The sequence below is a fragment of the Streptomyces sp. NBC_00878 genome (assembly GCF_026341515.1).
In the GTDB taxonomy this organism is placed as follows: Bacteria; Actinomycetota; Actinomycetes; order Streptomycetales; family Streptomycetaceae; genus Streptomyces.
In genome coordinates, this window is the sequence record NZ_JAPEOK010000001.1 from 7,885,964 (window position 1) to 7,909,005 (window position 23,042).

Sequence of the window (23,042 nt, forward strand, 5' to 3'; positions counted from 1 at the left end):
TGCTCAGTAAACCGGCAGCAGCTCCCAATCCCTGGGAATACTGGGCCTGGGATGCTTTGTTCCGTGCGTGAACATAACGTGTACGGAATCCGGCTCACCCTGTGAAAGGCCCTCTCATGCCCCTGGCCCTGCTCGCCCTCGCCGTGGGCGCCTTTGGCATCGGCACCACCGAGTTCGTGATGATGGGCCTGCTGCCCGATGTCGCGGACGACCTGAACATCTCGATACCCACCGCGGGACATCTGGTCTCGGCGTACGCGATCGGGGTCGTCATCGGCGCCCCGCTGCTCGCGGCCGTGACCGCGCGGATGTCCCGGCGCAAGGTTCTGATCGGTCTCATGGTGCTGTTCGTCATGGGCAACGCGCTCTCGGCGCTGGCGCCCGACTACTCGTGGCTGGTCGCCGCGCGCTTCCTGAGCGGGCTGCCGCACGGCGCGTTCTTCGGTGTGGGTGCCGTTGTCGCTACCGGCCTGGTCCCTGCGGAGCGTAAGGCGCGTGCGGTCTCGCTGATGTTCCTCGGTCTGACCATCGCGAATATCGCGGGTGTGCCTGCGGCGACGTTGGTGGGCCAGAGCTTTGGGTGGCGTGCCACGTTCCTGGGCGTGAGTGTGATCGGCCTGGCGGCCATTGCGTCTCTGGCGCTGGTGCTGCCTCGCGACCACGCGCAGGCCCCGGTCGTTGGGCTGCGCGGCGAGCTGGCGGCGCTCAGGTCGCTTCCTGTGTGGCTGGCGCTCGGTACGACGGTTGCGGGCTTCGGTGCGCTGTTCTCGGCGTACAGCTACATCACGCCGATGCTCACGGACGCCGCTGGGTACGCCGACTCCAGCGTGACGCTGTTGCTGGCGCTGTTCGGTGTGGGCGCGACGATCGGGAACCTGGTGGGCGGGCGGTTGGCCGACCGGTCGATGCGGGGGACGTTGTTCGGCGGGCTTGTGTCGCTGGTGGGTGTGCTGGTGCTCTTCCCGGTGCTGATGAGTACGGGGTGGAGTGCGGCGCTGGCTGTGGTGCTGCTTGGTACGGCTTCGTTCGTGACCAGTTCGCCGCTGCTGCTGATGGTGCTGGAGAAGGCGTCGTCGGCGCCGTCGTTGGCGTCCTCGGCGAACCAGGCGGCGTTCAACTTGGCCAACGCTGGTGGCGCCTGGGTCGGCGGCCTGGCTCTGGCGGGTGGCTTCGGTGTTACGTCTCCGGCTCTTGCGGGGGCGGGGCTTGGGGTGCTGGGGCTGGGTGTGGCGCTGGTCGCGTATGGCGTGGATCGGCGTCGGGTGGCGGTTCGTGGGGGGCGGGTTGTGGCTGGGTATGTTCCGGGGCATGCGGAGGTGCCGGTTCACCGCTGAACTGCTGCGGTGGTTGTCGGGTGCGGGTGGGTGGGGGCTGGTCGCGCCGTTCCTCGCGCCCCTGGGGTTGGTGGTGGGGCGGGGCCGCGCCGGGACATCCGAGCTTGCTCTGAAGGAAGTCGGGTGGGCCGGGATGCGCGGCGCTCGGACGTCCCGGCACGTCCCCTCACGTCCGGGGAGTGGCTGCTGGTCCGGTGGGGGTGTGGTCTCCAGGGGCGCGGGGAACTGCGCGACCGGACCCCGTTCGCCGTCAGTCGACCGACGTGCGAAACCAACCCCTCGCGAAGTCGTCCTGACGACAGACCTCGCCTCCACGCGCATGTACGTGAGCGAAGCGCTGGAGCGTCCGGGCCTGGTTCCGGTGGCCCACTCCGCGCACGCCGCGAGCAGCGCGGTCGCTCTGTGCGGCATCCTCGTCTGCATGGTGGCATTCACCCTCACCGCACGCCGGTACGCGCCCCTCGCCCGCTTCGGCCCCGCCCTCGTGGCACTCGAACTGGCCGTCTCGCTCGGGCATACCACGACCCCCGGGGTACTTCTTGCTTCCCGAGACGTTCGCCCATGACCTTCGTACGTCTCTCCGGAGTCCCTCATCACATCCGCGTCGACGGGAACGGGCCCGTCTGCGTCCTCAGCGTCGGTCTGGGGATGGCGTGGTTCGACTGGGATCCCGTCGTTCCACTTCTCGCCCCCTACCGCACCGTCGTCCGCTTCGACCGGCCCGGGCTCGGGCTCAGTGGCCACACGCGCGCGTGGCCCACGCTCGCCGGTGAGGCGGAGCGCATCGCGCGCGTGCTCGACGCCGTCGGGGGCGGTGCGCCCGCGACCGTGGTGGGGCACTCGCTCGCCGGGTTTCACTGCGAGGCATTTGCCCGGTTGTTTCCGGAGCGGACGGCGGGGCTTGTGCTCGTCGACTCCAGTGTTGAAGAGGTGCCGCTGGGCAGGAGGACTCCCGAGTTCGCGGACGCTTGCACGCGCGCGTGCGGCACGTTGCTGTCCGTCGCGGGTGTGCCGCGCCTTCTGGGGCCCTTCCTGCGGCGCGCCGCGGTTCGCGTCGGGCGGCACAGTGGTGGTGATCCGGCCCCGGACGACCTTGTCCGTCGTGCCTACTCCACCAGCCGTTTTCTGCACGCCGTCCTCGCCGAGAACGCTCGCTATCGGGACCAGGCCGTCGAACTGGCCGCCCTGAGGGGACGGGTTCCGCTCCACGCGCCCGTGACCGTGCTTGCCGCGTACGAGGGTGGCTCTCGGCGGTGGCTCGACCGGCAGCGCGTACTCGCGGAGGGGCTTGGTGGGGTGTTGCGTGTGTCCGCGCCCGCCGGTCATCTTGTGATGCTCGACCGGCCCCAGGACGTCGCGGACGCGATTCTGGAGACGCCCGTGCGCCCGTCCCTCGCCGATGGGGACGAGGGGCGGGCGCAGGACACATAGAGCGGGCGTCAGCGGTGGTATGACGTCACATAGCCGGGGGCCGGTGAACCCACCCCGGTGACGTCGTCGTATCCCCGTACCGCCTTCAGCGAGCTGTCCTTGCCGAGGCTGCGGACGGAGGTAAGGAGGCCCTCCGACGCGTCGAACGCGTTGACGAAGTCGACGCGCGCCACCGCTAGGTCGCGGCCCGTCGGGTGGTCCGTGACGTCGTGGTAGAGCCCTGAGCCGTACCGGTCGTAGATCGCCGGGTTGGCGAAACCGATCGGGTGGCCGCCGCGCGCCTGCTGGGCGAGTGCCTGGATGCCCGCGATGACCGGCGAGGCTAGCGAGGTGCCGCCCAGGCGGTACTCGTCGTACTTCTGCGTTCCGTCCGGGAAGGTCTGCGTCTGGCCGACCAGGAACCCGGTGTTGGGGTCGGCTATCGCGGCGATGTCCGGCACCGTTCGCATGGCTTTTTGGCCGCGGGCCTTCGCGAGCGCGGAGGGGACCACATCTCGTTGGTAGAACGGCTGCTTCACCGTTGCGCTGGTGCCGCCGCCCGCGCCGGAGGTGTACGCGCCCGGGAAGTCCGTCCAGGTCTTGCCGTCGTCCGAGAGATTGGCCTTGAACGTGCCCCAGCCGGTCTCCCACTTGTACGTGTCGCCCTTGCCGACGGCCAGCGAGGTGCCGCCCACCGTCGTCACCCACGCCGAGTTGGCCGGGGTGTCGACCTGCTTCGTACCGGTGTTCGCGACCTCGTCGCCGTTGTCGCCGGACGAGAAGTAGAAGCCGATGCCCTCGATCGCGCCCAGCTGGAAGACCTGGTCGTAGGCGGCGGCGAGGTCCGGCGTCTGGTTGGCCTCGATGTCGCCCCACGAGTTGGAGACGATGTCGGCCAGGTGCCCGTCGACGATCTTGCCGAGCGAGTCGAGCAGATCGTCGTCGTAGCAGGACTCGGCGCCCACGTAGACGATGTTCGACGCGGGCGCGACGGCGTGCACGGCCTCGACGTCGAGGGTCTCCTCGCCGTACCAGCCCGCCGCCCCGCACTCCTCGGTCCGCGTGTACTGGGTCGGCAGCACCTGGGTCAACTGCCCGCCGCCGTACGCCGCGTCACCGTTCCTCGCCGCGTACGTGGCCGCGTCCGCCGCGATGGTCGGCGAGGCGTACGCGTCCGTGATCGCCACGGTCACGCCCTTGCCGGTCGCCCCGCCCGCCCCGTACGCGGCCCGCAGCTGCTTGCCCGTGTAGCCCTTCACGGCGTACGGGATCTTCGTGCCGTATGCCTCCGGGAGCGTCGTCGCGGTCTTCGAGCCGTAGTACGAGGAGAACGGACCGGCGTTGTGGAACACGGCGTCCGGCGGCGGCAGTGTGTCGGCGTGGTTCGCCTTGTGCGGGGCGTTGTCCAGGCCGGTGACCGTGAGGACGGCGCCGTTCAGGGCGGCGGGCGCCGAGGCGGTCTTGGAGGGTGCCCGGTATGTCTTCTTGCCCTTGGTGTAGTTGTGCAGCTGGGTGCCGAACGCCTTCTCCGCGTCGGCCACTTCGCCCGTCACCGAGAGGTAGTGGCGTGTGGTGTCGGTGACGGTCAGGCCCGCCGACTTCAACCAGGCGGTCACGTGGGCCACTTGGGACTTCGTGGCGCCGAAGCGGGCCTCGGCCTGCGCCGCGCTCAGGTACTTCCCGTACGAGGGTGACGACGGGTCGGAGACGGCCTTGGCGTAGGCGCTCAGGCCCGCCGCGTCCCGGCCGGCGAGATAGACGCGGGCCGAGACCCGGGAGCCGTTCGCCGTGGCTCCCTTGTCCGCCTGGGCGGTGGCCCAGAGGGGCTTGGTGCCCTGGAGTGTTTCCCGGCCCGCCGGGTCGGAGGCGTGGGCCGCGGGTATGCCTAGCGCCAGCGCGCCGGCAAGCAGAGGCAGTGTCGCCGCCATGCTCACACCGGCGCGTACCGCGGCACGGTTGGATCTCATGGAGAACCCCCTAATGGATCTCTGGATGGGGGTCACTCTTGCGATGAACCGTTCATGCCAGGGGAATGGCCGGGGCATGGCTGGGCCAAGAAGCGCCCAAGGAACCGTATCCGCGAGGGATTTGGGGCGCGATGCCCGAGATGGATGGGTCGCGCCCCGGGAGGAGAGATGCCTGGGCTCGCGGGGAGTCTCTCCGCCGGGCGGAGAGATGCCTGGGCTCGCGGGGGAGTCTCTCCGCCGGGCTCAGTGCCTCAGCCCAGTGGCTTCGCCCGGGCTCAGCTCTGCGGCTTCGCGCCGCGCTTCTTCAGCAGGTCGGTGATGAGCTGCATCTCCGACTCCTGGGCCTGGACCATCCCCTGCGCGAGCCGTCGCTCGACGCCGACCTCGCACCGCTTCACACAGCCCTCGGCCATGTGCACCCCGCCCATGTGGTGCGCGTACATGAGTTGCAGATAGCGGATCTCGGCGGCCTTGCCGTTCAGCTTGCCCAGCGACTCCATCTCGGCGGTCGTCGCCATGCCCGGCATCAGCGAGCCGTCCCCGGCGGACGGCATGCCGCTCATGTCCATCCAGGCCATGGGCTCGTCGGCCGACACCTTGGGCAGCTCCCACAGGTCCAGCCAGCCGAGCAGCATGCCGCGCTGGTTGGCCTGCGTCTGCGCGATGTCGTACGCGAGACGGCGTACCTCTTCGTCCTTGGTGTGGTCGCGCACGGTGTACGACATCTCGACGGCCTGCTGGTGGTGCACGGCCATGTCCCGCGCGAAGCCCGCGTCCGCGGAGTCGGCGGCCGGGGCCTTCATACCGGAGTCGTCGCCGTCGGCGACCGCGAACGTGATCGCCCCGGCCGCCACGACCACGGCCGCGGCGACTGAGGAGATCCAGCCGGCGAACTTCATCCTCGTCACTTCGACAGGCCGTTGGTGCAGGCGGCACCCGGCTCGGGTGTCTGCTTGCCCTGGACGTACGTCTCGAAGAACTTGGCGGCGTTCGGATCGCTCGCACTCGTCACCGTGCGCTGGTGGCCCCACGCGGAGAGCATGATCGGGTCCTTCTGGTCCTCGACCGGGCTCATCAGCGTGTACGGCGTCTTCTTGACCTTCGCCGCGAGCGCCTTCACGTCGGCGTCCGACGCCTTGCTGTTGTACGTCACCCAGACCGCGCCGTGCTCCAGCGAGTGCACCGCGTTCTCGTTCTTGATCGCATCGGTGTAGACATCGCCGTTGCAGTTCATCCACACCTGGTTGTGGTCACCGCCGACCGGGGGCTCCATCGGGTACTTCACGTCCTTGGTGACGTGGTTCTGCGTGAGCTTCGTGCTCCACGTCTTCACCCCGTCCTTGCCCGTCGTGAACTTCCCCGACGTGGACTTCGAGTCGCTCGCCGCGCTGTCCTTGTCGTCGGACTCCGACTTGATGAGGTACGCACCACCGGCGACGAGACCGGCGACGACGAGCACGCTGGCGCCGATCGTGAGGATCCGGTTGCGGCGCTCCCGGGCCTGCTCGGCGCGCCGCATCTCCTCTATCCGCGCCTTGCGCGACTTGGACTCTGTCTTCTTGGCGGAACCCATGGGGTGGTCCTTCTGGGGAAAAGTTGAATATGGGGTGTGCGCGAAGCGCTCGTTCAGGGTGGCGGTGGGTGGCGGGCGGGCAAGTGGTCAGTTGATCGTAGTGGGGGAGAAGGGGGGATACGCAGGGAGGCCGGGGGAATGGCCAAATGGTCGGGGGCCGGTGATGATCTGAACCAGGGGCGCGGGCTGTTCACGCGGGTGATATGCGGCTTTTGTTGCCCCTCGCCCCGGCTTACATGTGCGGCACGTAGCGGGCAAGATGGGCGGCAGAGCAGTACACCTGCCGTACGTCAGGCGTTCAGGCGGAGATCGGCCGGGCGATCTGGGTCCGCAACGCGCATGAAATGCTGTTGTGGTGTGATGCGCAGGTGCCCGACCGCCTCCCAGGGACGGGAGCAGGCGGCCTGACCAGCAAGATTGGGTGGAAGCGGAAGATGGACAAGCAGCAGGAGTTCGTGCTCCGTACGTTGGAAGAGCGCGACATCCGTTTCGTACGCCTGTGGTTCACGGACGTGCTGGGCTTCCTCAAATCCGTGGCCGTGGCCCCGGCCGAGCTGGAGCAGGCCTTCGACGAGGGCATCGGCTTCGACGGGTCGGCCATCGAGGGCTTCGCCCGCGTCTACGAGTCCGACATGATCGCCAAGCCGGATCCGTCGACCTTCCAGGTCCTCCCGTGGCGCGCGGAGGCCCCCGGCACGGCCCGGATGTTCTGCGACATCCTCATGCCGGACGGCTCGCCGTCCTTCGCGGACCCGAGGTACGTGCTGAAGCGGGCCCTGGCCAAGGCCTCCGACCTGGGCTTCACCTTCTACACCCACCCGGAGATCGAGTTCTTCCTGCTGAAGGACAAGCCGGTCGACGGTACGCGCCCGACCCCGGCCGACAACTCCGGCTACTTCGATCACACCCCGCAGAACGTCGGCATGGACTTCCGCCGCCAGGCGATCACCATGCTGGAGTCGATGGGCATCTCGGTCGAGTTCTCCCACCACGAGGGTGCTCCGGGCCAGCAGGAGATCGACCTGCGCTACGCCGACGCGCTCTCGACGGCGGACAACATCATGACGTTCCGCCTGGTCATGAAGCAGGTGGCGCTGGAGCAGGGTGTCCAGGCGACCTTCATGCCGAAGCCGTTCTCGGAACACCCGGGCAGTGGCATGCACACGCACCTCTCGCTGTTCGAGGGCGACCGCAACGCCTTCTACGAGTCGGGCTCCGAGTACCAGCTCTCCAAGGTCGGCCGCTCCTTCATCGCGGGCCTGCTGAAGCACGCGGCGGAGATCGCGGCGGTGACGAATCAGTGGGTCAACTCCTACAAGCGCATCTGGGGCGGCTCCGAGCGCACCGCGGGCGCCGGTGGCGAGGCCCCCTCGTACATCTGCTGGGGCCACAACAACCGCTCGGCCCTGGTCCGCGTCCCGATGTACAAGCCCGGCAAGACGGGCTCGGCACGGGTGGAGGTCCGCTCCATCGACTCGGGCGCGAACCCGTACCTGGCGTACGCGATGCTCCTCGCCGCCGGCCTCAAGGGCATCGAGGAGGGCTACGAGCTCCCGCCGGGCGCCGAGGACGACGTCTGGGCCCTCTCCGACGCCGAACGCCGCGCGATGGGCATCGAGCCCCTCCCCCAGAACCTCGGCGAGGCCCTGTCCCTGATGGAACGCAGCGACCTGGTAGCCGAAACCCTCGGCGAACACGTCTTCGACTTCTTCCTCCGCAACAAGCGGCAGGAGTGGGAGGAGTACCGCAGCGAGGTGACCGCCTTCGAGCTGCGGAAGAACCTGCCTGTGCTGTAGGCGGGGGCTGGCGCCACGACCCTCCTGGACGGACTCGCAGTCGTGAACTGCGGGTCCGTCTCTGTCTCATGCGCTGTGTGCACTGTGGAGGGCTGGTCCGGAACCGGGGCCGCGCGTGCGGCTTGCCTACAGATCGTCGGGAAGGATCCGGAAGGCGGGGTGTGAGGTGAGCGGACGGACGGCTCGGAAGTCCTTCCGGTCCAGAGTGAGGACGGCGTCCGTGGCGTACTCGCGGGCCAGGACGGTGATGACCGAGTCGGTAAGGTCCAGCGCGAGGTCCCGGTACCGGCGCTGCACGAGCCGTGCGTCCGCGAGGACATCCGCACTGGCGTCACCGAGGACGTAGCGCCCGGTCCGCGCTTGTGCGATGAGTTGGTCCATGACCTGCCCGGCGGCGTCCTTGTGGAACCTGCCGCTGACCAGGTGGTCGAGTTCGGCCAGTACGAGTTGAGGGATGACGAGCAGGCCCGCGGTGTCCATGACGTGGCGGGCCACTTCGTGTTCGGGGCAGCTGCGGTCGACGGAGGCGATGATGCCCGAGGTGTCGGCGATGGCGATCACCTATGAGGTCCGACTCCAGTCGCCGAAACCGGTGTCCCGCAGTATGTCGTCGGCCCGCTCCGCGAAGGTGGGGTCTCCGCTGTCGAGGACGGGGAGGCCCGCGGGTTCGTCCCACACGCGATTGCGTGCGATCGCGAGGCGGACGCCCTCGCGGATCAGCTCGGCCTCGCTGACTCCTTTGCGGGAGGCGGTGGCCTTGAGGTCGCGGAGGTCTTCGTCCTCAAGGTAGACCGTCGTTCGTTTCAGGCTCATGGGTCGTATGGTACGCCTGCCATACGTCGAGGGTCGTGCGTACGGACAGGTCCTGCGTACGGACAGCCTGGCCCGCACGTTGGGGGGATGGCCCTGGCGTGCATTGGTGTCCATGGCGGCGGCGATCTCGCACCGATCAAGGTCGCCGCCACCCGTCTCCGAATCAGCGGATGAGGCCCTCCGTCACCGCGTCTGCTCGGCCAGTTCCGTCATCAGTTTGTGGAGGGGCTTCGTGGCGCGCTCGCGGAATTCCTGGATGGCCCAGCCGTTGCCGTCGGGGTCCGTGAAGTGCATGAACGTGCCGCCGTCCTGGGGTGCGTACTGGACGGGCTCGCTGATCTCCAGGCCCCGGGCCCTCAGCTCCTCGTACGCCGCCTTGGCGTCCGCGACGACCAGCTGCAGGCCGTGGTACGTGCCCGGCTTCGGGGTTCCCGTCGGGATGGGCACCCCCTCGGCGAGCGCGATCGAACAACCGGAACCGGGGGGCGTCAGCTGGACCACGCGGGCGCCCGGCATCACCTCGGTGTCGAGGTCGACGTGGAAGCCGACCTTGTCCTGGTAGAAGGCCTTCGCCCGGTCGAGGTCGGAGACCGGCAGCGTGATCACTTCTAGGGCCATGTCCATGGAACGACTCCTTTGTCGTACGCGTTGTCGCAGGTGCTCGTCGTGGCTCGTCGTGGCTCGTCGTGAGGTCGTACGTCAGGCGAAACGCCAGCGCGTCTGGCTGAAAGGCTCTCCCTTACCGAAGCCGAAAACGGTCCCGGGCGCCACCGAGAAGACGAGGGCCTTTCCGGCGCCGTGGTGGAAGTGGCCGTCGCCGACCTCGAAGTGCCAGAAACTGCCGTACTTGCGCTCCCACGCGTCGGCCAGCGCGCGCAGCCTGTCGTCGTCGGACACCCGGACCGCATCGCCTTCCACCACGAGGTCGTACCCCTTGTTCCAGGTGTTGGTGCCTGTGGTCAGTACGACGTGAGGGTTCAGGGCGAGGTTGCGCGCCTTGCGCTCCTCGGGGCCGGTGCAGAAGTGCAGCGCGCCCTCCGACCACACCGTGGGCAGCGGTGTGACGTGGGGCCGGCCGTCGGGGCGTACCGTCGAGATCCAGAACAGCTCGGCCTCGGCGAGCAGGGCCTCGGCCTCGGACCAGGGGCGTGCGGTGGCGGTCTCGTCGCTGTAGTGGGCGTTCAGCTCGGCCCGTGGTTCCATGACTCTCTCCTCCTGGACCTGGCGGATGATGGTGACTCGCGGATGCGATGGCTGGTGATCTCTTGTGGTGAATTCTTACTGGGGCAGACCTTGACCGGCCACGGAACTCATCGGTCGGCCGTCCGCTCAGGCGCTTCTCGAAGGCTCTCCGGTTAGGCTCAGGGCCGTACGACCTTGATCCCGTGGGAGGACTGGAGGCCGGGATGATGGCGCCGGGGCGCAGGAGCAGTACCTTCACGCGGCTGCTGCGGCACGGTTTCACCGATCCGTCGGCCGCCGAGCGGCTCCTGGAGAGCCCCGAGCTCGCCTCGATACGGAACGATCCGGTGCTGCTCGACGCGCTCGGGGCCACCGCCGATCCCGACCTGGCACTGCTTGGGCTTGTACGGCTCGCCGAGGCGCAGGACGGGCGCACGGCCCAGCGCGAGCTGCTCGACACACTGATCGCGGCCAAGCCGTTGCGCGACCGGCTGCTCGGGGTGCTCGGCGCGTCCGCCGCGCTCGGCGATCACCTCGCGCGGCATCCGCTCGACTGGCAGGTTCTCGTGATGTACGAGCCGCAGGACCTGCACCCGGGCACCGCGGAATTCGAGCGCGGGCTCGCCGAGGCCTCCGATCCCGTGGGGCTGAGGATCGCCTACCGGCGGTGTCTGCTGTCCATCGCCGCGCGTGACGTGTGCGGGACCACCGATGTCGCGCAGACCGCCGCCGAGCTCGCCGATCTCGCGACCGCCACGCTGCGGGCCGCGCTCGCCATCGCCCGGTCGGCCGCGCCCGAGGACGCCGCGCTGTGCCGGCTCGCGGTGATCGCCATGGGCAAGTGCGGGGGACACGAGCTCAACTACGTCTCCGACGTCGATGTCATCTTCGTCGGGGAGGCTGTCGAGGGGGCCGACGAGGGGAAGGCGCTGAGGGCTGCGACTCGGCTGGCCTCGCATTTGATGCGGATCTGTTCCGAGACCACGGTCGAGGGGTCCATCTGGCCCGTTGACGCCAATCTTCGGCCCGAGGGGCGGAACGGGCCGCTCGTTCGGACCTTGTCCAGTCATCTCGCCTACTACCAGCGGTGGGCCAAGACCTGGGAGTTTCAGGCTCTGCTGAAGGCCCGGCCCGTTGCCGGAGACCTTGATCTGGGGGAGACCTACGTCACCACGCTCGCGCCGCTCGTCTGGCAGGCGGCCGAGCGGGACAACTTCGTCGCCGATGTGCAGAAGATGCGGCGGAGGGTGGTCGAGAACATCCCCGTCGCCGAGATCGAGCGCGAGCTGAAGCTCGGGCCGGGCGGTCTGCGGGACGTCGAATTCGCCGTGCAGCTGCTGCAGTTGGTGCACGGGCGGGCCGACACGACCTTGCGCAGCGGGACCACGCTGGACGCCCTGAAGGCGCTGGCCGCGGGCGGGTACGTCGGGCGTGCCGATGCCGTGCAGCTCGCGGACGCCTATCGGTTTCTGCGGTCCATGGAGCACCGCATACAGCTCTTCCGGCTGCGGCGTACGCATCTCGTGCCCGAGGACGAGGCCGATCTGCGGCGCATCGGGCGGTCGTTGGGGCTGCGCACCGAGCCCGTCGCCGAGCTGAACCGGGAGTGGAAGCGGCACGCCTCCGTGGTGCGGCGGCTGCACGAGAAGATCTTCTACCGGCCGTTGCTGGACGCCGTCGCCCAACTCGCGCCCGGCGAGAGCCGGTTGAGTCCGGACGCGGCGCGGGAGCGGCTGGTCGCGCTGGGATACGCCGACCCTGCCGCCGCGTTGCGGCATCTGGAGGCGCTCGCCTCCGGGGTGTCCCGGAAGGCCGCCATCCAGCGGACCCTGTTGCCTGTTCTGTTGGGGTGGTTCGCGGATTCCGCTGATCCTGATGCCGGGTTGTTCAACTTTCGCAAGGTGTCCGACGCGCTGGGCAGAACCCCTTGGTATCTGCGGCTGTTGAGGGACGAAGGGGCCGCCGCCGAGAATCTCGCCCGGGTGCTGTCCGCCGGGCGGCTGGCGCCCGATCTGCTCATGCGGGCGCCCGAGGCCGTGGCGCTGCTCGGGGACGGGGACGGCGGTGGCGGCGGGCTCGAACCTCGCAGCCGGGCCCATCTGGAGCAGGAGATCCTCGCGGCGGTCGGGCGGGCCGACGGCGGTGAGGCCGCGGTCACCGCCGCGCGTGGCGTGCGGCGGCGGGAGCTGTTCCGTACGGCCGCCGTCGACATCGTGAACTCCTACGGGACCGAGGAGACGCCGGCCAACGCCGACCAGGGTGCGCTGGTGGACCTGGTGGGAGGGGCCGTCTCGGATCTGACGGCGGCGACGCTCGCGGGTGCGTTGCGGGCTGTGGTGCGGGAGGGGTGGGGGGACACCCTGCCCACCCGGTTCGCGGTGATCGGGATGGGGCGCTTTGGGGGGCACGAGCTCGGGTACGGGTCCGATGCGGATGTGCTGTTCGTGCATGAGCCCCGGGAGGGCGTTGGGGAGCAGGAGGCGTCTCGGGCCGCTAATTCTGTTGTCTCTGAAATGCGCCGGTTGTTGCAGGTGCCCAGCTCTGATCCGCCGTTGCTCGTCGATGCGGATCTGCGGCCCGAAGGGAAGTCCGGGCCGCTCGTGCGGACGTTGAACTCGTACGAGGCGTATTACCGCCGGTGGTCTCTCGTGTGGGAGGCGCATGCGTTGCTGCGGGCCGAAGTCGTCGCCGGGGACGAGGAGTTGGGGCGGCGGTTCATCGAGCTGGTTGATCCGTTGCGGTATCCGGCGGAGGGTCTTGGCGAGGATGCCGTACGGGAGATCCGGCGGCTGAAGGCCCGGATGGAGACCGAGCGGATGCCCCGCGGGGCCGATCCGACGTTGCACGCCAAGCTGGGGCGGGGCGGGCTGTCCGATGTGGAGTGGACTGTTCAGCTGCTTCAGCTGCGGCACGGGTGGGCGGAGCCGGGGCTGCGGACCACTCGTACGCGGGAGGCTCTCGCGGCTGCGTGTGCCGCGGGGTTGATCTCCGGTGAGGATGCTTCGACGCTGGATGAGGCGTGGGTGCTTGCCACTCGGGTGCGGAATGCCGTGATGCTGGTGCGGGGGCGGGCCGGGGATACGTTCCCTTCCGATGGGCGGGAACTTGCTGCCGTGGGGCGGTACTTGGGGTATGGGCCGGGGCATGTGGGGGACATGCTCGATGACTATCGGCGGGCTACTCGGCGGGCTCGGGGTGTTGTGGAGGAGTTGTTCTACGGGGCGGGCGGCTGAGCGGTCGCGGTAGCGGGGGGTTGTTCTTGCGGGGGCGTGTACCGGGGTGCGTTGTACGGGTGCGGGTGTGTGGGGGCTTGGCGCGCCGTTCCCCGCGCCCCTGATGTGGGTCCGGTCGTCGTGGATTCTGCGGGTTGTCGTCGTGCGCCTGCTCGGCGGGACCGGTCGGTGCCGCGGCGGGGTGTCCGTCCTCGGTCTGGCGCGACTGCGTGAGTTTGATGAGTACCCGGTGCGGACGCGCCATCCGCTGCGGGCGGACACCCCGCCACGGCCCCTTCGGTCGGGACGGCGGGTGCGGGGCATTGCCACCCCGGTCAGTGCCACTGCCATGTCTGCCCAGGGCGACGGAGACGGCCGGGGGCAGGTGGCCGGCCTACGCCTTCGTCGGTAGCAGTGATCGTCTCGGTGTCGTTGCCGGGACCAGTTGCGGTAGTGCGTACGGCAGTGATCCGTACCAGATTCTTGCCACCATGTAGCCGAAGGCCAGGCAGATCATGCCGCCCACCGCGTCCAGCCAGAAGTGGTTGGCCGTGGCAACGATGACCACCAGGGTCGCCGTGGGGTAGAGCATGCCGAGTACGCGGACCCACGGTACCGAGGCCAGGGCGAAGATCGTCAGGCCGCACCAGAGGGACCAGCCGATGTGCATGGAGGGCATCGCGGCGTACTGGTTCGACATGTTCTTCAGGTCGCCCGAGGCCATCGAGCCCCAGGTCTGGTGGACCACGACGGTGTCGATGAAGTTCTGGCCGTTCATCAGGCGGGGCGGGGCCAGCGGATACAGGTAGTAACCGACCAGGGCCACACCGGTGGTGGCGAAGAGGACCATGCGCGTTGCCGCGTAACGGCCCGGGTGGCTACGGTAGAGCCACACCAGGACACCCAGCGTCACCACGAAGTGCAGTGTCGCGTAGTAGTAGTTCATGCCGACGATCAGCCAAGCCACCGAGTTCACGGTGTGGTTGACGGACTCCTCGACGGCGATGCCGAGGTGCTGTTCCACACTCCAGAGCCAGTCGGCGTTCTTCAGTGCCTGTGACTTCTGCTCGGGGACCGCGTTGCGGATCAGTGAGTATGTCCAGTAACTCACCGCGATCAGCAGGATCTCGAACCAGAGCCGGGGGCGGCGAGGCGTGCGCAAGCGGCGCAGGAGGCGTTGTCCCACGCGGTCGTTCGTCTCGTCCGCGACGGGCTGTGGAGTGACCTGTTCCTGGTCTTCCAGTGTCGTCACGGTGCTCTCACCCATAGGGACAGAGTCTGCCAGATGAGCCCTTCCTCACCGATCATCCCTCGGGTGGGTCCTTGGCGCACGTTCTCCACCCGCGGGTAGGCGGGGGCTCCTACTTACGCACGATTTCGGTCCCCAGGAGCCGAAGCCGTCGAGCCCCTCACCACCAGTTCCGGCATGAACACGAACTCGCTGTGGGGCGCCGGTGTCCCGCCGATCTCCTCCAGCAACGTGCGCACCGCCGCCTGGCCCATGGCCGGGACCGGCTTGCGGATGGTTGTGAGGGGCGGATCCGTGAACGCGATCAAGGGGGAGTCGTCGAAGCCGACCACGGAGACGTCGTCGGGGACTTCGAGGCCGCGCTGCCGGGCGGCCCGTATGGCGCCGAGCGCCATCATGTCGCTCGCGCAGACGATGGCCGTGCAGCCGCGGTCGATGAGCGCCGCGGTGGCCGCCTGGCCGCCCTCCAGCGTGTACAGCGAGTGCTGGACCAGTCGCTCTTCGATGTCGATGGCGGCCAGGCCCAGCAGGTCCTGCATCGTGCGGACGAAGCCCTCGATCTTTCGCTGGACCGGTACGAACCGCTTCGGGCCCAGGGCGAGCCCGATGTTGGTGTGACCGAGCGAGACGAGGTGGGTGACCGCCAGCGCCATCGCCGCCCGGTCGTCCGGCGAGATGAAGGGCGCCTGCACCTTCGGGGAGAAACCGTCGACGAGCACGAACGGCACACCCTGGCCGCGCAGTTGCTCGTACCGCTGCATGTCCGCGGAGGTGTCCGCGTGCAGTCCGGAGACGAAGATGATGCCGGCGACGCCCCGGTCGACCAGCATCTCGGTCAGCTCGTCCTCGGTGGAGCCGCCCGGTGTCTGGGTCGCGAGGACCGGGGTGTAGCCCTGCCGGGTCAGCGCCTGGCCGATCACCTGGGCCAGGGCCGGGAATATCGGGTTCTCCAGCTCCGGGGTTATGAGTCCGACGAGTCCCTCGCTGCGCTGTCGCAGGCGGACCGGGCGCTCGTAGCCCAGTACGTCGAGCGCGGCCAGTACGGACTGGCGGGTGGTCGCGGCGACGCCCGGTTTTCCGTTCAGGACGCGGCTGACGGTCGCTTCGCTCACGCCCGCCTGGGCTGCGATGTCGGCAAGCCGTGTGGTCACAGGGTTGGACTGTACCGGCCGGGTCTCGCCTTGCCCACCGAACGAACGCCGGGCGCGGGCACCTGATCGGCCCGCTCGGGGCTGCTGCGTCATCGCGTTCCCTCGTGATTCTGGTTGGCGTTCCGGGCTGTGTCCGTCGCGTACGCGCTGTGTGCGCCCGCGGGAAATGGGGTGTTCCTGCAAGGTGCCGACGGGGCGATGATCCCTGTGACCGACGGGTATGGCAAGAGTTTGCAGGACCTTGCAGGCTGCCCCTTGCCCGGTGGGGGCTTGTGGTGTGGGGGTGGGGGATGGCTGGGGGAGGTCACGGCGGTGTAACTGTGCAGTGGTCTTGCAGTTTTTTGCTGCAAGGTCTTTCGCGTTGCTTGCATCGCTGTTACGTTCACGTCGCCCGGCGGCGGCAACGGCGCGGTCGGCAAGTCGACAGGAACGGCGGACGGGGCCGATTTCTGTGAGCACACGGGCTTAAACCCTCAAGGAGAACTCATGCGGCGTGGCATAGCGGCCACCGCACTGGTGGCGTCCCTCGCCCTCGCGGCGACGGCCTGCGGCGGCGACAGCGACAGTGGCGAGGCGGACGGCCCGGTCACCATCACATGGTGGGACACGTCCAACGCCACCAACGAGGCACCGGTGTACAAGGCCCTCGCGAAGGAATTCGAGCAGGCCAACCCGGACATCAAGGTCACGTACGTCAACGTGCCGTTCGACCAGGCGCAGAACAAGTTCGACACCGCCGCCGGTTCCAAGGGCGCCCCGGACATCCTGCGCTCGGAGGTCGGCTGGACCCCCGCTTTCGCCAAGAAGGGCTTCTTCCTGCCGCTCGACGGCACCGAAGCCCTCGCGGACCAGGCCAAGTTCCAGCCCAGCCTCATCGAGCAGGCCAAGTACGACGGCAAGACGTACGGCGTGCCGCTGGTCACCGACACCCTCGCGCTGGTCTACAACAAGGCTCTCTTCGAGAAGGCCGGCATCGACAAGGCGCCCGCCACCTGGGCCGACCTCAAGACCGACGCCGCCACCATCAAGGCGAAGACCGGCGTCGACGGCTACTGGGGCTCCACCCAGGCCTACTACGCGCAGTCCTTCCTCTACGGCGAGGGCACCGACACTGTCGATGCCGAGGGCAAGAAGATCACCGTCGCCTCCCCCGAGGCCAAGAAGGCCTACGGCACCTGGCAGGGCCTCTTCGACGGCAAGGGCCTGCACAAGGCCGACACCACCGCCGACGCGTACGCCCACATCCAGGACGCCTTCGTCAGCGGCAAGGTCGCCGCGATCGTCCAGGGCCCCTGGGAGATCACGAACTTCTACAAGGGCTCGGCCTTCAAGGACAAGGCCAACCTCGGCATCGCCACCGTCCCGGCCGGCTCCAGCGGCAAGGCGGGCGCCCCGACCGGCGGCCACAACCTCTCCGTGTACGCGGGCTCGGACAAGGCCCACCAGGAGGCCTCGCTGAAGTTCCTGAAGTTCATGACCTCGGCCAAGTCCCAGGAGACGATCGCCCTCAAGAACTCCACGCTGCCGACGCGCGACGACGCCTACACCACCGAGGTCAAGGCCGACCCGGGCATCGCCGGCTACCAGGGCGTGCTCTCCGCCGCCCAGCCGCGTCCGGCACTGCCCGAGTACAGCTCGCTGTGGGGCCCGCTCGACACCGAACTGCCCAAGATCGCCGGTGGCAAGGAATCGCTGGACAAGGGCCTGAGCACCGCGGAGACCGCGATCGCCAAGCTGGTCCCGGACTTCAGCAAGTGACCTGTGTGGCCGTCGGATCCGCCGGGCCCCGTGAGACAGGGGTCAGGGGGGACGGATCCGACGGCCACCGGCCGTGTCTCCCGAACGTGCGCCCAACCGCTGATTTTCCAGAAGGTGTCGAACCATGACAGTCGTCATCGACCGCGCGACCGGCAAGCGCCGCGGTGACCGGGCCCCACGCCCCGGTCGGCTCCAGCGCCTGAAGCACTCGTACCAGAAGTACTGGTACGCGTACGCGATGATCGCCCCGGTGATCGTCGTGCTCGGTGTGCTGGTGCTCTATCCGCTGGTGCGGGGCATCTACCTGACGTTCACCGACGCCAACAGCCTCAACTCGGCCCGCACGATCGGCGTCAACCACATCGACGCCACCTACGAGTTCATCGGCCTGGACAACTACGCCGACATCCTGTGGGGACCGACCGCGTACGACCGTTTCTGGTCGCACTTCATCTGGACGATCGTGTGGACGGCTCTGTGTGTGCTGCTCCACTACGCCATCGGCCTCGGGCTTGCGCTGCTGCTCAACCAGAAGCTGCGGGGTCGCACGTTCTACCGGCTCATTCTTGTGCTGCCGTGGGCCGTGCCGACCTTCGTCACTGTTTTCGGCTGGCGCTTCATGCTGGCCGACGGTGGTGTCATCAACTCCATGCTGGACGCGGTGCATCTGCCCTCGCCGCTGTGGCTGGAGGACACCTTCTGGCAGCGGTTCGCCGCGATCATGGTCAACACCTGGTGCGGTGTGCCGTTCATGATGGTCTCGCTGCTCGGCGGACTTCAGTCCATCGACGGCGCCCTGTACGAGGCCGCCGAGATGGACGGTGCGGGCGCCTGGCAGCGCTTCCGGCACGTCACCCTGCCGGGGCTGCGATCGGTCAGCTCCACCGTCGTCCTGCTGGGCGTCATCTGGACGTTCAACCAGTTCGCCATCATCTTCCTGCTCTTCGGCGACACCGCGCCGGACGCGCAGATCCTCGTCACCTGGGCCTATTACCTGGGCTTCGGCCAGCAGCCGCGCGACTACGCGCAGTCCGCCGCGTACGGCGTGCTGCTGCTCTCCATCCTGATCGTCTTCACCTCCGTCTACCGCCGCTGGCTGGCCCGCGATGAGCAGCAGCTCGCGATCTGAGGCAGGAGTCCCCATGAGCACCACGACAGTCAAGACCCCCGCCCCGGCGGACAAGGTCCCCGCGGACACCGCCCCGGCGGGCAAGGGGCCGCGGCGCGGCGGGCGCGGCCTCGCCGGGTCCCTGACCTCGCACGGCATCCTCACCGTCGCGAGCCTGATCGCGCTCTTCCCGATCGCCTGGCTCATCTACCTGTCCCTCGGCCCGGACAAGGACGACTACCTGCACCCCGGGGACATCCTCGGCAAGATGACGCTCGACAACTACGCGTTCGTACTCCAGCACACGCCGTTCTTCGACTGGCTGAAGAGCACGCTCATCGTGTCGCTCGGTACGACCGTCATCGGCGTGATGGTGGCGGCCACGACGGGTTACGCGGTCTCCCGCATGCGCTTCCCCGGCTACAAGAAGTTCATGTGGGTCCTGCTCGTCACCCAGATGTTCCCGGTCGCCGTACTGATGGTCCCGATGTACGAGATCCTCTCCGAACTCCAGCTCATCGATGAGTACCTGGGTCTGATCCTCGTCAACTGCTCGACGGCCGTGCCGTACTGCGCCTGGCTGCTCAAGGGATACTTCGACACCATCCCCTTCGAGATCGACGAGGCCGGACGCGTCGACGGGCTCTCGCCCTTCGGTACGTTCGCACGGCTGATCCTGCCGCTCGCCAAGCCGGGGCTGGCCGTTGCCGCCTTCTACAGTTTCATCACCGCGTTCGGCGAGGTCGCCTTCGCCTCGACGTTCATGCTGTCCGACACGAAGTACACGTTCGCCGTCGGTCTGCAGAGCTTCGTCAGCGAGCACGACGCGCAGCGCAACCTCATGGCCGCCACCGCGGTGTTGGTGGCCATCCCGGTCTCCGCCTTCTTCTACCTTGTACAGAAGAACCTGGTGACCGGGCTTACCGCGGGCGGTACGAAGGGTTAGCCGTTCGCGGCGAGCCATGAGGTCGTCGGTCGTCCGGCGGCCCGTCGTGGCTGGTCGCGCAGTTCCCCGCGCCCCTTTCGGGGCGCGGGTGGCGGTCGCGGTGTCCATCCGACCCCGCTGACATCGCGGCCGCCTCGTCAGTAGTCCCACAAACGAAGAAGACACCCGCCGCTACGGCGACTCCATGACCGAACACTTCCCCCACTCTCGACTGCGCTCGAGCGGGGGCACCCCCATCGCCTCAAGGATGTTATGAGCCAGCACTCGGCCGACCCGGCCCCGGCCTCCGCCCTCGTCACCGTCGCCGACCGTCGCGACTGGTGGCGCGACGCGGTGATCTACCAGGTCTATCCGCGCAGCTTCGCCGACAGCAACGGCGACGGCATGGGCGACCTGGAGGGCGTACGTTCCCGACTCCCGTATCTGCGCGACCTCGGCGTGGACGCCGTGTGGCTCAGCCCCTTCTACGCTTCGCCGCAGGCCGACGCCGGCTACGACGTGGCCGATTACCGGGCTGTCGACCCCATGTTCGGCAACCTGCTCGACGCCGACGCGCTGATCCGGGACGCCCATGATCTCGCCCTGCGGGTCATCGTCGACCTCGTGCCCAACCACTCCTCGGACCAGCACGAGTGGTTCAAGCGGGCCCTCGCGGAGGGGCCGGGTTCGCCTCTTCGGGAGCGCTATCACTTCCGGGCGGGGAAGGGCGCGGACGGTGAACTGCCGCCCAACGACTGGGAGTCCATCTTCGGCGGCCCCGCCTGGACGCGGGTGACCGAGCCGGACGGCACCCCCGGCGAGTGGTATCTGCACCTCTTCGCGCCCGAGCAGCCCGACTTCAACTGGGACCACCCGGCCGTCGGCGACGAGTTCCGCTCGATCCTGCGGTTCTGGCTCGACATGGGCGTCGACGGCTTCCGTATCGACGTGGCCCACGGGCTGGTCAAGGCGGACGGGCTGCCCGATCTGGGTACGCACGACCAGGTGAAGCTGCTGGGCAACGATGTCATGCCGTTCTTCGACCAGGACGGCGTCCACGAGGTCTACCGGGCCTGGCGGATCGTCCTCGACGAGTACGCGGGCGAGAGGATTTTCGTCGCCGAGGCGTGGACTCCGACCATCGAGCGCACCGCCAACTACGTTCGGCCCGACGAGCTGCACCAGGCCTTCAACTTCCAGTATCTGAGCACCCATTGGGACGCCGGAGAGCTGCGCTCCTGTGTCGACCGGACCCTTGACGCGATGCGCCCCGTGGGCGCGCCCGCCACCTGGGTGCTGTCCAACCACGACGTGACCCGGCACGCCACCCGGTTCGCCAACCCGGCCGGGCTCGGCACCCAGATCCGTACCGCCGGAGACCGCCGACTGGGCCTGCGCCGGGCCCGTGCGGCCACGCTGCTGATGCTCGCGCTGCCCGGGTCCGCGTACCTGTACCAGGGCGAGGAGCTGGGCCTGCCCGACGTCGTCGACCTGCCCGACGAGGTGCGCCAGGACCCCGCTTACTTCCGGGGCGCGGGCCAGGACGGGTTCCGCGACGGGTGCCGGGTGCCGATCCCGTGGACCCGGGACGGCTCGTCGTACGGCTTCGGCAGCGGGGGCAGCTGGCTGCCCCAGCCGTCCGGCTGGGGCGAGTTGAGCATCGAGGCGCAGACCGGGGTGGCGGGTTCGACGCTCGAGCTGTACCGGTCCGCGCTCGCCGTCCGGAGCGAGCACGCCGACCTCGGCGCGGGCGACCGCGTCGAGTGGCTGAGGGCACCCGAGGGTGTTCTCGCCTTCCGGCGTGGGGCGTTCGTCTGCACCACCAACACCGGCGCCGAGGCGGTGACCGTCCCGGCGCACGGGCGCGTGCTGCTCACGAGCGGCGACGCGAGTGGCGAGGTGACCGTGACGGACGACGGCGAGGCGAAGCTGCCCGCCGACACCACAGCGTGGTGGACCGCTGACTGATCGTCCATCAGTCGTCCATCAACCGAGAGGTTCTGCAAGAACTTTCCGGAATTTTCAGAAGCCCGTCTTCCGCTCTGGGAGGCGGGCTTCTACTATCTGGCGCACCGCATGGCCGTTGAATCTTGCAGCAAGAACCTTCAACGGCACGCCCTTCACACGCCCTTCGTACGCCCTTCAACGGAGAAGGACCCCCCACATGGCCAAGAGAGCTCTTTCCGGCGCGCTCGCCCTCGCGGCAGCCGCGCTCGTCGTCCCCGCGAGCACCACGGGCACCGCGTACGCCTCCCCGCCCGGCACCAAGGACGTCACCGCCGTCCTCTTCGAGTGGACCTTCGCCTCGGTCGCCAAGGAGTGCACCAACCGCCTGGGCCCGGCCGGTTACGGATACGTCCAGGTCTCGCCGCCCGCCGAGCACATACAGGGCTCGCAGTGGTGGACCTCGTACCAGCCGGTCAGCTACAAGATCGCCGGGCGGCTCGGTGACCGTACGGCCTTCCAGAGCATGGTCAGCACCTGTCACGCGGCGGGTGTGAAGGTGGTCGCCGACTCGGTGATCAACCACATGTCGGCGGGCAGCGGCACGGGTACCGGCGGCTCCTCGTACACGAAGTACGACTACCCGGGGCTGTACTCGTCCTTCGACTTCGACGACTGCACGGCGACGATCAGCGACTACACGAACCGCGGCAACGTCCAGAACTGCGAACTTGTCGGGCTCGCCGACCTGGACACCGGCGAGGAGTACGTGCGCGGGGCCATCGCGACGTACCTGAACGACCTGCTCTCGCTGGGTGTCGACGGCTTCCGCATCGACGCGGCCAAGCACATCCCGGCCGCCGACCTCGCCAACATCAAGGGCCGGCTGAGCAATTCGTCCGCGTACTGGAAGCAGGAGGCCATCTACGGTACGGGCGAGGCCGTCCAGCCCAGCGAGTACACGGGCAGCGGCGATGTCCAGGAGTTCCGGTACGCGTTCGATCTCAAGCGGGTCTTCAACAACGAGAACCTCGCCTACCTGAAGAACTACGGCGAGGGCTGGGGCTATATGAGCAGCGGGGTCTCGGGCGTCTTCGTCGACAACCACGACACCGAGCGCAACGGCAGCACCCTCAACTACAAGGACGGCGCGAACTACACGCTGGCCAACGTCTTCATGCTGGCCTGGCCCTACGGGGCGCCCGACATCAACTCCGGCTACGAGTTCTCCTCGACGGACGCGGGTCCGCCCAACGGCGGTACGGTCAAAGCCTGTTGGCAGGACGGCTGGAAGTGCCAGCACGCCTGGCCGGAGATCCAGTCGATGGTCGCGTTCCGCAACGCGACGCGCGGCGAGTCCGTCACCAACTGGTGGGACAACGGGGGCGACGCCATCGCCTTCGGCCGGGGCGCCAAGGGCTTCGTGGCCATCAACCACGAGTCGTCCGCGCTGACCCGCACCTATCAGACCTCGCTCGCGGCGGGCACGTACTGCGATGTCCAGAGCAACACGACCATGACGGTCAACAGCTCGGGTCAACTCACGGCGACGCTGGGCACGAACACTGCCCTGGCGGTCTACTCGGGCAAGTCGAGCTGCTGAGCACGGACCGCGTCAGT

Annotated in this window: 19 protein-coding genes; 10 read left to right on the plus strand and 9 right to left on the minus strand. The window is 68.5% G+C overall.

Annotated elements, in window-relative coordinates:
* Window positions 1-116 precede the first annotated feature (116 nt).
* The 3 genes from OHA11_RS34205 (at window position 117) to OHA11_RS34215 (ending at window position 2,765) form a co-directional block, all read left to right on the plus strand.
* The gene (locus OHA11_RS34205) at window positions 117-1,334 is read left to right on the plus strand and encodes an MFS transporter (RefSeq protein WP_266502916.1); all 1,218 of its coding nucleotides are present in this window, start codon (window positions 117-119) and stop codon (window positions 1,332-1,334) included.
* Between the two features lie 325 nt (window positions 1,335-1,659).
* Entirely contained in the window at window positions 1,660-1,899 is a 240-nt protein-coding gene (locus OHA11_RS34210; RefSeq protein WP_266502917.1) for a hypothetical protein, read from the plus strand.
* Window positions 1,896-2,765, plus strand: coding sequence for an alpha/beta hydrolase (locus OHA11_RS34215; protein ID WP_266502919.1), 870 nt, complete (start codon window positions 1,896-1,898; stop codon window positions 2,763-2,765). The genes OHA11_RS34210 and OHA11_RS34215 overlap by 4 nt, the downstream gene beginning before the upstream one ends.
* 8 nt (window positions 2,766-2,773) lie before the next feature.
* Here OHA11_RS34215 and OHA11_RS34220 read toward each other — a convergent pair whose 3' ends face one another.
* The 3 genes from OHA11_RS34220 to OHA11_RS34230 all read right to left on the minus strand — a co-directional run bounded on the left by OHA11_RS34220 (window position 2,774) and on the right by OHA11_RS34230 (window position 6,284).
* Window positions 2,774-4,711 carry a protease pro-enzyme activation domain-containing protein gene (locus OHA11_RS34220; RefSeq protein WP_266502921.1) on the minus strand — a complete coding sequence of 646 codons (1,938 nt, stop codon included), beginning with the start codon at window positions 4,709-4,711 and terminating at the stop codon, window positions 2,774-2,776.
* Window positions 4,712-4,986: 275 nt separating this feature from the next.
* Entirely contained in the window at window positions 4,987-5,610 is a 624-nt protein-coding gene (locus OHA11_RS34225; protein ID WP_266507652.1) for a DUF305 domain-containing protein, read from the minus strand.
* A gap of 5 nt (window positions 5,611-5,615) precedes the next feature.
* Window positions 5,616-6,284, minus strand: a complete 669-nt coding sequence (locus OHA11_RS34230) for a DUF3105 domain-containing protein (RefSeq protein ID WP_266502923.1) — start codon at window positions 6,282-6,284, stop codon at window positions 5,616-5,618.
* A 434-nt stretch (window positions 6,285-6,718) separates the two neighbouring features.
* On the opposite strand from OHA11_RS34230, the gene glnA reads away from it, so the two are divergent.
* On the plus strand, window positions 6,719-8,080 hold the full coding sequence (gene glnA / locus OHA11_RS34235; protein WP_266502925.1) for a type I glutamate--ammonia ligase: 1,362 nt from the start codon (window positions 6,719-6,721) through the stop codon (window positions 8,078-8,080).
* 126 nt (window positions 8,081-8,206) lie between these two features.
* Here glnA and OHA11_RS34240 read toward each other — a convergent pair whose 3' ends face one another.
* From OHA11_RS34240 to OHA11_RS34255, 4 genes are all read right to left on the minus strand, one after another.
* Window positions 8,207-8,641 carry a type II toxin-antitoxin system VapC family toxin gene (locus OHA11_RS34240; protein ID WP_266502927.1) on the minus strand — a complete coding sequence of 145 codons (435 nt, stop codon included), beginning with the start codon at window positions 8,639-8,641 and terminating at the stop codon, window positions 8,207-8,209.
* Entirely contained in the window at window positions 8,642-8,893 is a 252-nt protein-coding gene (locus OHA11_RS34245; RefSeq protein WP_266502929.1) for a CopG family transcriptional regulator, read from the minus strand.
* Between the two features lie 183 nt (window positions 8,894-9,076).
* The gene (locus OHA11_RS34250; RefSeq protein WP_266502930.1) at window positions 9,077-9,517 is read right to left on the minus strand and encodes a VOC family protein; all 441 of its coding nucleotides are present in this window, start codon (window positions 9,515-9,517) and stop codon (window positions 9,077-9,079) included.
* Between the two features lie 75 nt (window positions 9,518-9,592).
* Window positions 9,593-10,096 (minus strand): pyridoxamine 5'-phosphate oxidase family protein, encoded by a 504-nt coding sequence (locus OHA11_RS34255; protein WP_266502931.1) that lies wholly within the window; start codon window positions 10,094-10,096, stop codon window positions 9,593-9,595.
* 203 nt (window positions 10,097-10,299) lie between these two features.
* Here OHA11_RS34255 and OHA11_RS34260 point away from each other — a divergent pair, with 203 nt between their 5' ends.
* On the plus strand, window positions 10,300-13,308 hold the full coding sequence (locus OHA11_RS34260; protein ID WP_266507653.1) for a bifunctional [glutamine synthetase] adenylyltransferase/[glutamine synthetase]-adenylyl-L-tyrosine phosphorylase: 3,009 nt from the start codon (window positions 10,300-10,302) through the stop codon (window positions 13,306-13,308).
* A 373-nt stretch (window positions 13,309-13,681) separates the two neighbouring features.
* Here the strand turns inward: OHA11_RS34260 and OHA11_RS34265 are convergent, their stop codons facing one another.
* Together OHA11_RS34265 and OHA11_RS34270 are read right to left on the minus strand one after the other, a co-directional pair.
* On the minus strand, window positions 13,682-14,554 hold the full coding sequence (locus tag OHA11_RS34265; protein ID WP_266502933.1) for a phosphatase PAP2 family protein: 873 nt from the start codon (window positions 14,552-14,554) through the stop codon (window positions 13,682-13,684).
* Between the two features lie 98 nt (window positions 14,555-14,652).
* Window positions 14,653-15,687 (minus strand): LacI family DNA-binding transcriptional regulator, encoded by a 1,035-nt coding sequence (locus tag OHA11_RS34270; RefSeq protein ID WP_266502934.1) that lies wholly within the window; start codon window positions 15,685-15,687, stop codon window positions 14,653-14,655.
* Between the two features lie 486 nt (window positions 15,688-16,173).
* On the opposite strand from OHA11_RS34270, the gene OHA11_RS34275 reads away from it, so the two are divergent.
* The 5 genes from OHA11_RS34275 (at window position 16,174) to OHA11_RS34295 (ending at window position 23,025) form a co-directional block, all read left to right on the plus strand.
* Window positions 16,174-17,445 carry an extracellular solute-binding protein gene (locus OHA11_RS34275; RefSeq protein ID WP_266502935.1) on the plus strand — a complete coding sequence of 424 codons (1,272 nt, stop codon included), beginning with the start codon at window positions 16,174-16,176 and terminating at the stop codon, window positions 17,443-17,445.
* Between the two features lie 124 nt (window positions 17,446-17,569).
* Window positions 17,570-18,574: a carbohydrate ABC transporter permease gene (locus OHA11_RS34280; RefSeq protein WP_266502936.1), complete on the plus strand. Its 1,005-nt coding sequence runs from the start codon at window positions 17,570-17,572 to the stop codon at window positions 18,572-18,574.
* A 13-nt stretch (window positions 18,575-18,587) separates the two neighbouring features.
* Window positions 18,588-19,499, plus strand: coding sequence for a sugar ABC transporter permease (locus OHA11_RS34285; protein ID WP_266502937.1), 912 nt, complete (start codon window positions 18,588-18,590; stop codon window positions 19,497-19,499).
* A 252-nt stretch (window positions 19,500-19,751) separates the two neighbouring features.
* Complete coding sequence (locus OHA11_RS34290; RefSeq protein ID WP_266502938.1) at window positions 19,752-21,446, plus strand: glycoside hydrolase family 13 protein; 1,695 nt, start codon at window positions 19,752-19,754, stop codon at window positions 21,444-21,446.
* Window positions 21,447-21,642: 196 nt separating this feature from the next.
* The gene (locus OHA11_RS34295) at window positions 21,643-23,025 is read left to right on the plus strand and encodes an alpha-amylase family protein (RefSeq protein WP_266502940.1); all 1,383 of its coding nucleotides are present in this window, start codon (window positions 21,643-21,645) and stop codon (window positions 23,023-23,025) included.
* Window positions 23,026-23,042: the final 17 nt, after the last annotated feature.

Coding starts and splice junctions, on each gene's coding strand:
- OHA11_RS34205 (WP_266502916.1), top strand. CDS start 117: ATGCCCCTGGCCCTGCTCGCCCTCGCCGTGGGCGCCTTTGGCATCGGC.
- OHA11_RS34215 (WP_266502919.1), top strand. CDS start 1,896: ATGACCTTCGTACGTCTCTCCGGAGTCCCTCATCACATCCGCGTCGAC.
- OHA11_RS34220 (WP_266502921.1), bottom strand. CDS start 4,711: ATGAGATCCAACCGTGCCGCGGTACGCGCCGGTGTGAGCATGGCGGCG.
- OHA11_RS34225 (WP_266507652.1), bottom strand. CDS start 5,610: ATGAAGTTCGCCGGCTGGATCTCCTCAGTCGCCGCGGCCGTGGTCGTG.
- OHA11_RS34230 (WP_266502923.1), bottom strand. CDS start 6,284: ATGGGTTCCGCCAAGAAGACAGAGTCCAAGTCGCGCAAGGCGCGGATA.
- glnA (WP_266502925.1), top strand. CDS start 6,719: ATGGACAAGCAGCAGGAGTTCGTGCTCCGTACGTTGGAAGAGCGCGAC.
- OHA11_RS34245 (WP_266502929.1), bottom strand. CDS start 8,893: ATGAGCCTGAAACGAACGACGGTCTACCTTGAGGACGAAGACCTCCGC.
- OHA11_RS34250 (WP_266502930.1), bottom strand. CDS start 9,517: ATGGACATGGCCCTAGAAGTGATCACGCTGCCGGTCTCCGACCTCGAC.
- OHA11_RS34255 (WP_266502931.1), bottom strand. CDS start 10,096: ATGGAACCACGGGCCGAGCTGAACGCCCACTACAGCGACGAGACCGCC.
- OHA11_RS34260 (WP_266507653.1), top strand. CDS start 10,300: ATGATGGCGCCGGGGCGCAGGAGCAGTACCTTCACGCGGCTGCTGCGG.
- OHA11_RS34265 (WP_266502933.1), bottom strand. CDS start 14,554: ATGGGTGAGAGCACCGTGACGACACTGGAAGACCAGGAACAGGTCACT.
- OHA11_RS34275 (WP_266502935.1), top strand. CDS start 16,174: ATGCGGCGTGGCATAGCGGCCACCGCACTGGTGGCGTCCCTCGCCCTC.
- OHA11_RS34280 (WP_266502936.1), top strand. CDS start 17,570: ATGACAGTCGTCATCGACCGCGCGACCGGCAAGCGCCGCGGTGACCGG.
- OHA11_RS34285 (WP_266502937.1), top strand. CDS start 18,588: ATGAGCACCACGACAGTCAAGACCCCCGCCCCGGCGGACAAGGTCCCC.
- OHA11_RS34290 (WP_266502938.1), top strand. CDS start 19,752: ATGAGCCAGCACTCGGCCGACCCGGCCCCGGCCTCCGCCCTCGTCACC.
- OHA11_RS34295 (WP_266502940.1), top strand. CDS start 21,643: ATGGCCAAGAGAGCTCTTTCCGGCGCGCTCGCCCTCGCGGCAGCCGCG.